Below are 13,991 nucleotides of genomic sequence, written 5' to 3' on the forward strand. Positions count from 1 at the left end.
GTTCGTATTCCTACAGGAGAGTCGTATGCACATTCGTTCGCGTGGTGTTGCGCGTGTTCCGCTCTGGCTGGCGCTGGGCCTGGCCTTTTCGCCGATGGCCGGCGCCGCGCCGCAGGCGCCCGCTCCGGCGTCGTCGGACGCAGCGGCCAGTGTCGAGGCGCTGCCGGCCGGCGAATGGAACGGCACCCTGGCGCTGGACGCGCAGCGCCTGGCGGCGGTGCGCCTGGTCCAGCGCGATGGCAAGGCCAGGTTGATGTTCGGCTCGCCGCTGAACTGCACGCTGCTGGTCAAGCCGCAACCAAGTGGCGGCTTCGCGCTGGACTCGATCAACGGCGGCGCCTATTGCGACAAGCTGATGGGCAAGCAATTGCACGTGCAACGCAATGGCGACGACCTGCGCTTGAATGTCGACGGCAAGGACCTGCCGGTGGTGCTGCATAGCGATCCAGGGCAGCCCAGCCCGTTGCAGGGCAGGTGGCGCGGGATGGTTCGCACCGAGCGCGGCGATCGGGACGTTGTCGTGGAACTGAGCATCGCCGCGACGCCGCAGGCGCCCGGCAATGCCACGGTGCAGCTACGCTACGGCCCGCCGCGCGAGTGCAGGGTGCAAGGCCGCTACGTGGGAATGCGCGAAGCAGACGCGCTGTATGCGCTGGACATGAACGATCAGGGGATCTGCGCGCGATTGAGCGACGGCCAACTGACCCTGCGCGCCAGGCCGGACGGCAAGCTCGAACTGCAGGCCGTGGACCGCGCCGGAACGCACCGGGAAAGCGCATTGCTGGAGCGCGCGCCCACCAATCCGTAGCCCGCCGCGCGGACGCGCCGGCCGTCCTTTCCGTCCAGGAGTCGTGCGATGAACCTCGTCTGGATCAAGACGCTGGCCGGCGCGTTGCTGCGCCGGCTGACCGCGGCCCGCAGTGCCGGGCCGCGCCTGCCGCCGCCGGGCATCCTGCCGCAACTGCGTGCGGAGTGCGAAGCGATGGCGCGTTACGCGCTGGAACACGGCATGGCGGTGCCGCCGGAGCTGATCGCGCGTCTGTCGGTGCTGGTCGGCGCCGGTTCCGCGGAGGGCGCGGCCGACGATGGCGAGATCGAGCCGCGCGCGCACGAACTGGCGGTGACCCATCGGCGCCTGGCGCAGCTGATCCGTCCGGCGACGCCGCAGGCGGTGTTCCTGCTCGATGCCGAGCGCCGCCGCCCGCACTGGGCCACGTTGCTCGGCCCGCTGCCGCTGGTGCGCGCGCTGACCGTCACGTCGCTGCTGTTCCTGTTCCTGGTGGTGGCGTCGGCGCTGTCCAGCAAGGTCAGCGCGGACAACGTGCGCCTGGGGTTCCTGGATTCGTCCGGCAGCGTGCTGCTGTGGAACGCGCTGTTCCTGCTGTTCTGCGCCGGCCTGGGCGCCTCGTTCTCTTCGCTGTTCCAGGTGCACCGCTACGTCGCCGACGCCACCTACGACCCCAAGTACGACGCCTCCTACGGCGCACGCATGATCCTGGGCCTGATCGCCGGCCTGATCCTGGTCGAGGTGCTGCCGCCGGATCTGTTCGAGAGCGGCAGCATGCGCAGCTTCGGCAAGCCGACCCTGGCGATGCTGGGCGGCTTTTCCGCCACTGCGGTGTACCGCCTGCTGCAACGCCTGGTCGATTCCATGGAAACCCTGGTGCGCGGCGACACCTCGGCGCAGGCGCAGGCCTCGCTGGAAGTGCAGCGCGCCAGCAACGACACCGAGCGCATGCGCTGGCAGGGCGAACTGGCCGCGCAGTTGATGGCGCTGCAGCAGTCAATCGCGGCCGGCACGCCGCCGGCGGCGATCCAGCAACGGCTGGCCGAGTTCGCCCGCGCGATGTTGCAGGTGGAGGCCGCCCGGCTGCCGCCACCCTCGGCTCCGGCCGACTGACGGCGCCGCCGAGGTGCGCGCAGCGCACCCGGCCTCAACACCGATTTCATCGCAGGACTTCGTTCTGCGTCACAGCGCGAGCGCACTAGCACGGAATTCTGTCTACGAGGCTAGACGAATGCGGCAATTCGCACAATTTCAGCCGTCCTGCTCGCCCATATCAGCCTGAAACCGATGGCCGCCATAGCGCAGCGTGACAAGCTGAGGACGTAACGCAAGCGCAGGTTCAGCGCTGTCGCATCGATTGAAAAGGGGCGCGTCGCACTGCAGGGGACGCGGGTTGCCGCGCGGTCGCGCGTTGGGAGTTCCATTGCCAACACAGGTAGAGAATGAACACACGTATCGTGATTGCCGCCGAACGCAGCATCGTGCTGGAGGGCATGGTGGCCCTGCTGAACAATACGCCGGACATCGACGTGGTCGGCCATGCGGTCGACGGACTGGAGTGCGTGCAACTGGTGACCCGACGGCAGCCGGATGTCGTGCTGATGGACGTGATGCTGCCGGGTCTCAACGGCATCGAGGCCACCCGCCGGCTGCTGCAGCGCAGCCCGCGCAGCAAGGCGATCTGCATCGCCGCCTCCGATGCCGCGGCCAACGTGCGCGCGGCCATCGACGCCGGCGCCAAGGGCTACCTGGCGCGCAACAGCACCTTCCACGAACTGTTGCGCGCGATCCAGCAGGTCGGCAACGACCAGCTGTACATCAGCCCGCAGTTGTCGCAGTCGCTGGTCAGCGAATACCGCTGTCCGCCCGGCGACACGGTCTCCGCGTACACCCTGCTGACCTCGCGCGAACGCGAGATCGTGCAGTTGCTGTCCGAGGGCCTGTCGACCAAGGAAATCGCCGCGCGGCTGCACATCAGCGTCAAGACTATCGGCACCCATCGCGAGCACATCATGCTCAAGCTGGGCATGCAGAGCATCGCGCAGTTGACGCGCTATGCGATCCGCGAAGGCCTGTCGCCGCTGGAGGGCGGGCGGGCCAGTGCGCGCCGCGCCGAGCACGACCGGCAGGGGCCGGCCAGCCGCTGCGGATGAGGCGGCGAACGCCGCTGCGGCGCGGCCGTGTGGCGACGGCGCGGGGTGCAGTCAGTCCCGCTGCAGGACAGTGAGGTTCAGTCCGGGCGGCGCGCGTGCATCAGCGCCGCGATGGCCTGCGCACCGGCGCCGGCCTGGGCCTGCAACGCCTCGCGCACCGCGGCCTGGTTCGCCGGCGGATGGTTCTGGCTGAGCTTGAACTTCAGGTCGACCCGCTCGACCTCGAGCCGGAAGCCGACAATCCCGCGCAACTGGCGCCGGTGCGCGTCGTTGCCCGGCTCGTAGCGCCAGTCGCTGCCCAGCGCACGCTCGTGGTGTTCGCTCAGCCGCGCCACCACATCGGCCAGCTGTGCTGCGTCGTCGCTGGCGTGCAACTGCCCGTGCAGGTGCGCGGTGGCGTAGTTCCAGGTCGGCACCCGCGCCATCGCCTCCTTGTCCGGGTACCAGCCCGGCGAGACGTAGGCATGCGGGCCGTGCACGATCAGCAAGGCCGGCCCGACGTGCCGCGCCTGCGGGTTGGCCCGCGACCAATGGCCTTCGACCAGGATGCGCGCGCCGTCGCGCCGGTACAGCACCGGCAACGGCGTGGCGCAGGGCAGGCCGTCGGCGACGGTGACCAGGGTGGCGAACGGGTTGTCCGCGATCAACGCGTCGAGCGCGCCCAGGTCGTGTTCGGCGAAGGCGGGCGGAACATGCATCGCCGGCTCAGGCGCGTGCGCCCAGGGTCTGGGTCATGCGCCCGCGCAGGCCGGCGTCGTCCTCGGCCTGCGGCGGCGACACTTCGCCCAAGGAGAAGCCGCGTGCCCGCGCATCGTCCTCGTCGAGGCCGTCGAAGGCGACGAACTCGGCGTCGAACAGCGCCGCGCGGGCGGTGTCCTCGCTGTCGTAGCTGAGGGTGTTGCCGTCGCTGTCCAGCACCTCGGCGGTGCCGGCCGCGCGCACGCGCAGGCGTGCCCACACCAGCAGGCGGCCGAGACTGGCCAGGTACCACTGATCGTGGGCGGGGGAATCTGAGGTCATGGGATCACCAGGGAAAGCAGCCAGAGCAGGGCGGCCATGCCCAGGCCGAAGAAGATGGTCAGCAGCGACAGCCAGGCCGGCGTCGCCAGCCCGGACAGGCCGCGGTCGCCGAGCGGACGGTAGCGCCGCGCCAGCAGCCAGCCCAGCGCTGCCGGCTTGAGGAAGGCGCCCGGCCCGAACGCCGTCACCAGCGGCGGATGGCGGTCGCGGATGTGCACCAGGGTCAGCGGCCAGAAGATCAGGAACGCGCTGGCCCCGGCGATCGCCACGCCGACGAAGCACAGCGCGAAGAACAGGATCATGGCGCGCGCTCCCCGGCTCGCCTCAGAACTCGGCGCTGCCCGGCGCGCGCGGGTAGGGGATGGCGTCGCGGATGTTGCTCAGTCCGCACACGTACACCACCAGGCGCTCGAAGCCCAGGCCGAAGCCGGCGTGCGGCACCGTGCCGTAGCGGCGGAAGTCGCGGTACCAGCCGTAGTGCTGCGGATCCAGGCCGAACTGCAGCATGCGCGCGTCCAGCACGTCCAGACGCTCCTCGCGCTGGCTGCCGCCGATGATCTCGCCGATGCCCGGCGCCAGCACGTCCATCGCCGCGACGGTCTTGCCGTCGTCGTTCAGGCGCATGTAGAAGGCCTTGATGTGCTCGGGGTAGTTGGTCACCACCACCGGGCGGCCGACGTGCTGCTCGGTCAGCCAGCGCTCGTGCTCGGTCTGCAGGTCCAGGCCCCATTCCACCGGGAACTCGAACTTCTGCCCGGACTTCTGCAGCAGGCCGATCGCGTCGCCGTACTCGATGCGCTCGAACGGCGAGTTGATGAAGGTCTCCAGCTTGCTGACCGCGGTCTTGTCCACGCGCTCGGCGATGAACGCCAGGTCGTCGGCGCGCTCTTCCAGCACCGCGCGGAACAGGTACTTGAGGAAATCCTCGGCCACGCGCGCGTCCTCTGCCAGGTCGGCGAAGGCGATCTCCGGCTCGATCATCCAGAACTCGGCCAGGTGGCGGGTGGTGTGGCTGTTCTCGGCGCGGAAGGTCGGGCCGAAGGTGTAGACCTTGCTCAGCGCCAGGCAGTAGGCCTCGACGTTGAGCTGGCCGGATACGGTCAGGAAGGTCTCCTTGCCGAAGAAGTCGCGGCCGAAGTCGACCTGGCCGTGCGCGTCGCGCGGCAGGTTGGCCATGTCCAAGGTGGAGACGCGGAACATCTGCCCGGCGCCTTCGGCGTCGGAGGTGGTGATGATCGGCGTGCTGATCCAGGAATAGCCGTTGCTGTGAAAATAGCGGTGCACCGCCTGCGCCAGGCAGTTGCGGATGCGCGTCACCGCGCCGAACAGGTTGGTGCGCGGGCGCAGGTGCGCGACCTCGCGCAGGAACTCCGGCGACATCGGCTTGGGCTGGATCGGGTAGGTCAGCGGGTCCTCGACCCAGCCCACCACCTCGACCGCGCTGGCCTGGATCTCGTACGACTGGCCCTTGCCCTGCGACTTCACCAGCACGCCCTTGGCGATCAGCGAGCAGCTGCCGGTGAGCCGCTTGACCTCGTCGAAGTTGGGCAGCGCGTCGGTCGCCACCACCTGGATCGGGGCGAAGCAGGAGCCGTCGGTCACGTTGATGAAAGCCAGTCCGGCAGATCCGCGCAGCGTGCGCACCCATCCCCGCACCGTGACTTCGCCGCCTTCCGGGATCTTCCCGGCCAGCGCATGTGCAACGCTCACCACCGTCATGACTTGAATCCTCGCCGCAGCGACTCGATATGGAAGGGGCAAGTGTACTGGCTGGAGCGCAACGCTTGCGAGGCGTGGCGGCGATCGGCCGCTGTCCTCCCTATAATGATCGTTCGCAGTCGCCGGAGTCGTTGCCATGGCCATCCGTCTCACCCCTGTCGCCCACGCCCGCGTGCAGCGCTTCGTCGCGCAGACGCCCGGTGCGCTGGGGTTGCGTTTCGGCGTGGAGCGCACCGGCTGTTCCGGCTGGGGCCACGTCACCGACCTGGCGCGCGAGGCGCGTCCGGACGACGCGGTGTTCGAGCAGGACGGCGTGCGCATCTACGTCGATGCGACCAGCCTGCCGCTGGTGGACGGCACCGAGATCGACTTCGCCAAGCAGGGCCTGGGCGAGACCTTCGTGTTCCGCAACCCCAATGCCACCGCCGAGTGCGGCTGCGGCGAGAGCTTCACCACCGACGCCACGCACGCCGCCGCGCCTTGAGCGTGGCCGCGGCGGCCAAGCGTCCTGCATCCCGCCTCCCGTCGCGGCACCTTGCCCGCAGCGGCACTTCTGCGCCATAATGTGCGGCTTCCTGCCTTCCGGGCAGGAGTCCTTGCCCCACCGCCGTCGCACCGCGGGGGGCTGTCCGGCCGCAAGGCCACATCCGAAAGGTAAACACCATGAGTCGTCATTACGAAATCGTGTTCCTGGTCCACCCGGACCAGAGCGAGCAGGTCCCGGCCATGATCGAGCGCTACAAGTCGCTGGTCGAGAACGGCAAGGGCACCATCCACCGTCTGGAAGACTGGGGCCGCCGCCAGCTGGCGTACCCGATCCAGAACCTGGTGAAGGCCCACTACGTCATGCTGAACATCGAAGTGGACCAGGCCGTGCTGAGCGAGCTGGTCGAGAGCTTCCGCTTCAACGACGCCGTGCTGCGCCACCTGGTGATCAAGCGCGACGGCGCCGACACCGAGCAGTCGCTGATCATGAAGAGCAAGGACGAGAAGGCCGACAAGCCCGAGCGCGGTGAGCGCCGTCGTCGCGACGACGAAGAGGGCGATGCGCCCGCCGCCGCCACCGAAACCGACGGCGACGCCGCCGAAGCCGCCTAAGGAGCACGCTCATGTCCAAGTTCTTCCGTCGTCGCAAGTTTTGCAAGTTCACCGCCGAGGGCGTCAAGGAGATCGACTACAAGGATCTCAACACCCTGCGCCAGTACCTCACCGAGAACGGCAAGATCGTGCCGAGCCGCGTGACCGGCACCAAGTCCAAGTACCAGCGTCAGCTGGCCACGGCGGTCAAGCGTGCGCGTTTCCTGGCGCTGATCCCGTACACGGACAACCACGACGTTTGATTCCGGGTTTCCCGGAACGCCTGGCCCGCACCCTCCGGTGCGGGCATTCCACTGAAGTCTGGCGATCGAAGAGTGCGGTGCCGATCGGGCGCAATCCCGATTCCCGAATCCCGAATCCCGGCTTCTCCTATTCGGACAGCACCCGTTGCGGCGGCCGCGTGCCGACGCTAACGAATAACGGAGCAAGACCATGCAACTGATTCTTCTGCAGAAAGTGACCAACCTGGGCGGCCTCGGCGACAAGGTCGACGTCAAGCCGGGTTACGGCCGCAACTACCTGGTGCCGCAGGGCAAGGCCGTGCCGGCCACCGCCGCCAACATCGCCGAGTTCGAAGCCAAGCGCGCCGAGTACGAAGCCAAGGCCAAGTCGATCCACGACGACGCCGAAGCCCGCGCCGCCAAGCTGGAAGGCGCCAGCGTGACCGTCAAGGCCAACGCCTCCACCGAAGGCAAGCTGTACGGTTCGGTCGGCCCGCGCGACATCGCCGAGGCCTTCACCGCCGCCGGCATGCCGCTGGAGAAGGGCGAAGTGGTGCTGGGCGAAGGCGCGTTCCGCAACATCGGCGAGTACGAGGTGCTGGTGCGCCTGCACGCCGACGTGGAAACCACGGTCAAGGTCGTGGTCGAAGCCGACGCCTGATCGTAGCGTCATCGCTGGACCGACACGGGCACCGCAAGGTGCCCGTGTCGTTTTTGCGGACCTGCGCCGCCGCCGGCGGGCCGTGCGGCTTGGCCGGCACGGCCGGCAGGGCGCGATCGCCCGCGTGTGCGACCGCCGTCGCATCGCTGCCGCCCGGCGTGGGCCGCCCAGCCTTGCGCAGGGGCCGCTATACTCAGCAATTCGTGTCCGATGTCGACCTGGTGGTGTAGCCGCATCAATGGGTTGGACGCAGGACCTCACCTGGATCTTCATTAGCGGCAGCGCAGCTCGGAATGCCGGCGGCGCCTGCCATGGATTGCCCGCACCATGCGCCTGTCGACCATCAAGCTGTCCGGCTTCAAGTCCTTCGTCGATCCGACCACGCTGCACCTGCCGACCAACATGACCGGCATCGTCGGTCCGAACGGCTGCGGCAAGTCGAACATCATCGACGCGGTGCGCTGGGTGATGGGCGAAAGTTCGGCCAGCCGGTTGCGCGGCGATTCGCTGACCGACGTGATCTTCTCCGGGTCCTCGGCGCGCAAGCCGGTGTCGCAGGCCACGGTGGAGCTGATCTTCGACAACACCGATCACACCATCGCCGGCGAGTACGCCTCCTTCAACGAGATCTCGGTCAAGCGCCAGGTCAGCCGCGACGGCAGCAGCAGCTATTACCTCAACGGCACCAAATGCCGGCGCCGCGACATCACCGACCTGTTCCTGGGCACCGGCCTGGGTCCGCGCAGCTACTCGATCATCGAGCAGGGCATGATCAGCCAGATCATCGAGGCGCGCCCGGAAGACCTGCGCGTGTACCTGGAAGAGGCCGCCGGCATCTCCAAGTACAAGGAGCGGCGCAAGGAAACCGAGACCCGCATCCGCCACACCCGCGAGAACCTGGAACGCCTGGGCGACCTGCGCGAGGAGATCGGCAAGCAGCTCGAGCACCTCAAGCGCCAGGCGCGCCAGGCCGAGCAGTACCAGGCGCTGCAGGAAGAACGGCGGATCAAGGACGCGCAATGGAAAGCGCTGGAGTACCGCGGCCTGGACGGACGCCTGCAGGGCCTGCGCGAAGCGCTGGGCCAGGAAGAGACCCGCCTGCAGCAGCTGATCGCCGAGCAGCGCGATGCCGAGGCGCGCATCGAGACCGGCCGCGTGCGCCGCGAGGAGGCTGCCGAGGCGCTGAGCACCGCGCAGGCCGAGGTCTACAAGGTCGGCAGCACCCTGGCCCGGATCGAACAGCAGATCCAGCACCAGCGCGACCTGTCGCAGCGCCTGCACAAGGCGCGCGACGAGGCGCAATTGGCGCTGGCCGAGCTCGGCCAGCATATCGGCACCGACGAGGCGAAGCTGGCGCTGTTGCGCGAATCGGTGGACGTGGCCGGCCCGCAGCTGGAGCAGTTGCAGGAAGACAACGAGTACAAGCAGGAAGCGCTGCGCGAGGCCGAGGCGCGCCTGGCCGACTGGCAGCAGCGCTGGGAATCGCATCAGCGCAACACCGCCGAAGCCTCGCGCGCCGGCGAAGTGGAGCGCACCCGCGTCGATTACCTGGACCGGCAGTCGCTGGAGGCCGAGCGCCGCCGCGAGGCACTGCAGGCCGAGCGCGCCGGGCTGGATCTGGACGCGCTGTCCGAGGCGTTCGCGCAACTGGAACTGCAGCACGAGACCCAGCGCGCCGCGCTGGACGGGCTGACCGAGCAGGTCGAGGCGCGCAAGCTGGCGGTGGCGGCGCTGCAGGACCAGCAGCGCTCGGCGCAGGCCGAGCTGGCCGACGTGCGCAAGCAGGCGCAGGCCGCACGCGGCCGGCTGTCGTCGCTGGAAACCCTGCAGCAGGCCGCGCTCGGCCAGGAGCAGGGCGCGGCGGTGGCCTGGCTGCAGGCGCGCGGGCTGGATTCGGCGGCGCGCGTCGGCGAGCGGCTCAGCGTCGAGAGCGGCTGGGAGAACGCGGTCGAAGGCGCGCTCGGGCAATTGATCGAAGGCGTGCTGGTGGAGGCGCCGGAGACCCTGGTCGACGCCCTTGGCGAACTCGGCGAAGGCCGCATTGCCCTGGTCAGCGGCGAGGACGCGGCCGAGACCTTCGCGCCGACCTCGCTGGCGGCCAAGGTGCAAGGCCCGATCGCGATCCGCCGGCTGCTGGCGCGGCTGCACGCGGCCGAGGACCTGGCTGCCGCGCGCGCGCTGCTGCCGCAGCTGGGCGAGGGCGATTCCATCGTCACCCGCGACGGCGCGCGCCTGGGCCAGGGCTGGTTGCGGGTGTCGCGCTCGGGCGCGGCCAAGCAGGGCGCGCTGCTGCGCGAGCGCGAGATCCAGAGCCTGCGCGGCCAGATCGAGACGCTGCAGGAGCGCGAGGCCGACCTCGAGCAGCGCCTGGGCGAACTGCGCGCGCAGTTGCTGGCCGGCGAGCAGCAGCGCGAGGACGCGCAGCGCCAGCTGTACCAGGCGCACCGCAGCGTGTCCGAACTGGCCGGGCAGTTGCAGAGCCAGCAGGGCAAGGTCGACGCCGCGCGCACCCGCATCGAGCGCATCGAACTGGAGGTCGCGCAACTGCTGGAAACCCTCGACAGTAGCCGCGAGCAGGCACGCGAGGCGCGCTCCAAGCTGGAGGACGCGGTCACCAGCATGGGCGATCTGGAGTCGGTGCGGCATGCGCTGGAAAGCGAGCGCCGCCAGCTCACCGAAGCACGCGATCTGGCCCGCGACGCCGCGCGGCGGGTGCGCGAGGCCTCGCACGCGCTGGCCCTGACCCTGGAATCACAGCGCACCCAGATCGCCTCGCTGAGCCAGGCGCTGGAGCGCATGGGCAACCAGCGCGGGCAACTGGACGCGCGCCTGGGCGAGCTCAGCGCGCAGTTGAACGAGGGCGACTCGCCGGTGCTGGCGCTGGAGGCCGAGCACCAGGCCGCGCTGAGCGAGCGCGTGCGCACCGACCGCGCACTCGGCGAGGCGCGCGCGCTGCTGGACGGCATCGACAACGAACTGCGCGCGCTGGAGCAGACCCGCCAGCAGCGCGACGAACAGGCGCTGGCGCAGCGCGAGCGCATCGCCCAGCGCCGGCTCGACCAGCAGGCGCTGGTGCTCAGCGCCGAGCAGCTGTCGGCCGCCGTGGTCAAGGCCGGCTTCGTGCTCGAGGACGTGATCAACGGCCTGCCCGAACACGCCGACCCGGCCGAGTGGGAGCAGGCGGTGCAGCAGATCGATGCGCGCATGCGCCGGCTGGAGCCGGTCAACCTGGCGGCGATCAGCGAGTATGGCGAGGCCGCGCAGCGCGCCGAGTACCTGGAAGCGCAGGACGTCGACCTGAACACCGCGCTGGAGACCCTGGAAGACGCCATCCGCAAGATCGACCGCGAGACCCGCGGCCGCTTCAAGGACACTTTCGACCGGGTCAACTCCGGCGTGCAGGCGTTGTATCCGCGCCTGTTCGGCGGCGGCCACGCCTACCTGGAACTGACCGGCGAGGACCTGCTGGACACCGGCGTGGCGATCATGGCGCGGCCGCCGGGCAAGCGCGTGTCGAGCATCTCGCTGCTGTCCGGTGGCGAGAAGGCGATGACCGCGGTGGCGCTGGTGTTCGCGATCTTCCAGCTCAACCCGGCGCCGTTCTGTCTGCTCGACGAGGTCGACGCGCCGCTGGACGAAGCCAACGTCGGCCGCCTGGCGGCGATGGTCAAGGAAATGAGCGAGAAAGTGCAGTTCCTGTTCGTCAGCCACAACAAGGCGACGATGGAGGCGGCGCATCAGCTCAGCGGTGTCACCATGCGCGAACCCGGCGTCAGCCGCCTGGTCAGCGTGGACCTCGAGGAGGCCGCGCGTTTGGCGGGCGCGGCCTGACGTGACATGCTAAAGGACGCGATGCGCGTGGAGGCGTTGGTCCCGGACCGGCAGGCCTCGTGCGCACCTAGCAGTTGTTTTCCCCCTGTGTACCCTTGCCGGAGTAACCCCTGAATGTCCGACATGGCAATGCTACGCATCGGCATCCTCGCCGCCGGCTTGCTGTTGATTGCGGCGATCTTCCTGTTCGGCCGCCCGAAGAAACCGAGCCAGGGCCGGCGCGTCGAGCCGGCCGATCCGGCTGCGCCGCGCCGCGAACCCTCGCTGGGCGATGCCCCGGCCACCGGCGACGACGCGCTGGCCGCACCGGGTGCGGACGGCGAGGCGCGCGAACCCGAACTGGGCCTGCCCGCGGCGGAAGCGCCGGGTGCCGAACTCGGCAAGCGGCCGAGCCAGGATTTCGACAAGATCGTCTCGCTGTACGTCGCCGCCCGCGCGGGGCAGGTGCTGCGCGGCGAGGACATCGTGGTGGCCGCGGAGAAGACCGGCCTGACCTTCGGCCACATGAACGTGTTCCACCGCCTGGTGGAAGGTCATCCCGAGCGCGGTCCGATCTTCAGCATGGCCAGCATCATGAAGCCGGGCAGCTTCGACATGGCCCACATCCGCGAGATGGAGACCCCGGCGATCGCCTTCTTCCTGACCCTGCCGGCGCCGCTGACCGCGCTCGACGCCTGGGAGAAGATGCTGCCGACCGTGCAGCGCATGGGCGAACTGCTCGACGGCGTGGTCCTGGACGACAGCCGCAACGCCTTGGGCCGCCAGCGCATCGCCCACATCCGCGACGACCTGCGCGCCTACGATCGCCAGCACCAGGCACCGCCGTTGACGAAGGCGCCGCGCTGGTAAGCGCCGCGCCGGTGGCGCGGGGCCGGGATTGGGGAGTCGGGATTGGGGAGTCGGTTAAGGGCAGGGATTGGATAGTCGAGATTGGGGATTTGTAAAAGCCAGTCCCTGTCGCGCTGATCCTCGAGCGCGCTTTTCCCTTCTCCCTTCGGGAGAAGGTGCCCCGAAGGGGCGGATGAGGGTACGACCGCCGCCGACGCCAGAAGCGCTGGCTTTTGGCTCTCGCGAACTCCAATCACCATTCCCGAATTCGGGCCCCGTCTGGCGCGCCGTGCCGGAGCTAGCGAATCGTGCATCGTGAATGCGACGCACCGAGGCAACACCAGCCACGCCTCAGCCCCACGGCAACCCGCTTTTACGAATCCCTAATCCCGACTCCCAATCCCGGCGCGCGCTACTTGCGCGCCTTCACAAACGCCTCCCGGAACCGCAGCATCTCCGCTTCGCTGCCGACGGTGACGCGGACCAGCTTCGGCCAGATCGGCCAGCTGCGGCCGACGATCACGCCTTGCTTGGCCATCGCTGCGGCGAAGGCGGCGCCATCGCGCTTGACGTCGACCATAAAGCAGTTGGCCTGCGACGGCAGGCACTTGTAGCCCTTGCTCTGCAGCCAGGCGATGGTGGCGTCGCGGATGCGTGCGTTCTCGGCGCGACGGGTCGGCACGAGTTGCAGGTCCTGCAGGCTGGCGATGCCGGCGGCGAGGGCGGGCACCGAGACCGGATTCTGGCCGAACGCGGCCAGCTTGGTCTGCAGCCCCGGCGCCGCCACCGCCAGGCCCAGGCGCAGCCCGGCCATGCCGTACAGCTTGGAGAAGGTGCGCAGCACCAGCAGGTCCTGGCGCTGGCCGATCAGGTCGATCACCGACGGCTCTTCGCTGTAGTGCAGGTAGGCCTCGTCGACCAACAGCACGCTGGAGGCGGGCTTGTTGGCCAGCAGCCACTCGATGTCGGCGCGCTTGGTGATCGAGCCGGTCGGGTTGTTCGGATTGCACAGGTAGATCAGGCCGGCGTTCGGGTCGGCGCTGGCCATGGCCTTGACGTCGTGCGCGCCGTCGGCGCGTAGCGGGACGCGCCGCACCGGCGCACCATGCGCGGCGGCGACATCGGCGACGGCCTCGAAGGTCGGATCGGCCACCACCACGCCGGCGCGCGGCGAGGTGAAGGCGCGCGCCGCGCGCGCGAGCGGCTCGCTGGACCCGGGATAGACCGCGACGTGGTCGGCCGGCAGATGCTGCTGGCCGACGAAGGCAGCGATCAGTTCGTCGGAAAGTTCGAACAGATAGCGGCCGCTGCGCGGCAGGATCGCCTGCGCCGCCGCCAGCGCTGCGGGCGCAGGACCCAGCGGGCACTCGTTGAAGTTCAGGTACACCGTGCCCGCCGCCGGCGCCACGCCGGGAGTCGTGACCGCGGCGGCGGCCGCCTTGCGTCGCGCCGCCTCCGCGACGGGCGCCAGGCCGACGGCGCCGAGCGCCAGGCCCGAGGTGGCCAGGGACAGGAAGGAACGGCGCGAGACCGGTAGCGACACGGGGCTCTCCAGAGCGGGCGGGGGGAGGTCACGTTAACGGGGTGTTAATGGTGGGGCAAGGGTGGTGTGGGGCGGGGATTGGGGATTTGGGATTGGCTTAAAAGCCGGGAATGGGGAATGGGGATTGGGG

The 13,991-nt window shown here is 69.4% G+C and carries 14 protein-coding genes; 9 read left to right on the forward strand and 5 right to left on the reverse strand.

The genetic code is table 11. The annotated features are described in order from the left end of the window. Window positions 1–25 precede the first annotated feature (25 nt). The 3 genes from NUG21_RS09085 to NUG21_RS09095 all read left to right on the forward strand — a co-directional run bounded on the left by NUG21_RS09085 (window position 26) and on the right by NUG21_RS09095 (window position 2,940). On the forward strand, window positions 26–808 hold the full coding sequence (locus NUG21_RS09085; RefSeq protein WP_263392865.1) for a hypothetical protein: 783 nt from the start codon (window positions 26–28) through the stop codon (window positions 806–808). Window positions 809–982: 174 nt separating this feature from the next. Next, the gene (locus NUG21_RS09090) at window positions 983–1,900 is read left to right on the forward strand and encodes a hypothetical protein (RefSeq protein ID WP_237473365.1); all 918 of its coding nucleotides are present in this window, start codon (window positions 983–985) and stop codon (window positions 1,898–1,900) included. Window positions 1,901–2,229: 329 nt separating this feature from the next. Further along, the gene (locus NUG21_RS09095; RefSeq protein WP_160948272.1) at window positions 2,230–2,940 is read left to right on the forward strand and encodes a response regulator; all 711 of its coding nucleotides are present in this window, start codon (window positions 2,230–2,232) and stop codon (window positions 2,938–2,940) included. A 77-nt stretch (window positions 2,941–3,017) separates the two neighbouring features. On the opposite strand, the gene NUG21_RS09100 is transcribed toward NUG21_RS09095, so the two are convergent. From NUG21_RS09100 to asnS, 4 genes are read right to left on the reverse strand one after another with little or no spacing between them, the layout of a single operon-like run. Continuing rightward, window positions 3,018–3,638: an FMN-binding negative transcriptional regulator gene (locus tag NUG21_RS09100; protein ID WP_263392866.1), complete on the reverse strand. Its 621-nt coding sequence runs from the start codon at window positions 3,636–3,638 to the stop codon at window positions 3,018–3,020. A 7-nt stretch (window positions 3,639–3,645) separates the two neighbouring features. Next, window positions 3,646–3,960: a hypothetical protein gene (locus tag NUG21_RS09105; RefSeq protein WP_160948274.1), complete on the reverse strand. Its 315-nt coding sequence runs from the start codon at window positions 3,958–3,960 to the stop codon at window positions 3,646–3,648. Next, window positions 3,957–4,262, reverse strand: a complete 306-nt coding sequence (locus tag NUG21_RS09110) for a hypothetical protein (protein WP_263392867.1) — start codon at window positions 4,260–4,262, stop codon at window positions 3,957–3,959. The genes NUG21_RS09105 and NUG21_RS09110 overlap by 4 nt, the downstream gene beginning before the upstream one ends. A 22-nt stretch (window positions 4,263–4,284) precedes the next feature. Beyond that, window positions 4,285–5,679 carry an asparagine--tRNA ligase gene (gene asnS, locus NUG21_RS09115; protein WP_263392868.1) on the reverse strand — a complete coding sequence of 465 codons (1,395 nt, stop codon included), beginning with the start codon at window positions 5,677–5,679 and terminating at the stop codon, window positions 4,285–4,287. Window positions 5,680–5,815: 136 nt separating this feature from the next. On the opposite strand from asnS, the gene NUG21_RS09120 reads away from it, so the two are divergent. From NUG21_RS09120 to zipA, 6 genes are all read left to right on the forward strand, one after another. After that, a complete protein-coding gene (locus tag NUG21_RS09120; RefSeq protein ID WP_242083101.1) occupies window positions 5,816–6,163 on the forward strand; it encodes a HesB/IscA family protein in 348 nt (115 codons plus the stop codon). A gap of 179 nt (window positions 6,164–6,342) precedes the next feature. Then, the gene (gene rpsF, locus NUG21_RS09125; RefSeq protein WP_010342529.1) at window positions 6,343–6,777 is read left to right on the forward strand and encodes a 30S ribosomal protein S6; all 435 of its coding nucleotides are present in this window, start codon (window positions 6,343–6,345) and stop codon (window positions 6,775–6,777) included. A gap of 11 nt (window positions 6,778–6,788) precedes the next feature. Next, entirely contained in the window at window positions 6,789–7,019 is a 231-nt protein-coding gene (rpsR, locus tag NUG21_RS09130; protein ID WP_002804494.1) for a 30S ribosomal protein S18, read from the forward strand. A gap of 190 nt (window positions 7,020–7,209) precedes the next feature. Next, a complete protein-coding gene (gene rplI / locus NUG21_RS09135; RefSeq protein WP_010342531.1) occupies window positions 7,210–7,659 on the forward strand; it encodes a 50S ribosomal protein L9 in 450 nt (149 codons plus the stop codon). 327 nt (window positions 7,660–7,986) lie between these two features. Then, the gene (gene smc, locus NUG21_RS09140) at window positions 7,987–11,490 is read left to right on the forward strand and encodes a chromosome segregation protein SMC (RefSeq protein WP_160948278.1); all 3,504 of its coding nucleotides are present in this window, start codon (window positions 7,987–7,989) and stop codon (window positions 11,488–11,490) included. A gap of 114 nt (window positions 11,491–11,604) precedes the next feature. Then, window positions 11,605–12,339, forward strand: a complete 735-nt coding sequence (gene zipA / locus NUG21_RS09145; protein ID WP_160948279.1) for a cell division protein ZipA — start codon at window positions 11,605–11,607, stop codon at window positions 12,337–12,339. A gap of 391 nt (window positions 12,340–12,730) precedes the next feature. Here zipA and NUG21_RS09150 read toward each other — a convergent pair whose 3' ends face one another. Then, window positions 12,731–13,861, reverse strand: a complete 1,131-nt coding sequence (locus NUG21_RS09150; protein WP_160948280.1) for a pyridoxal phosphate-dependent aminotransferase — start codon at window positions 13,859–13,861, stop codon at window positions 12,731–12,733. Between the last annotated feature and the right edge of the window lie 130 nt (window positions 13,862–13,991).

The sequence above is a fragment of the Xanthomonas sp. CFBP 8445 genome (assembly GCF_025666235.1).
Taxonomy (GTDB): domain Bacteria; phylum Pseudomonadota; class Gammaproteobacteria; order Xanthomonadales; family Xanthomonadaceae; genus Xanthomonas_A; species Xanthomonas_A indica.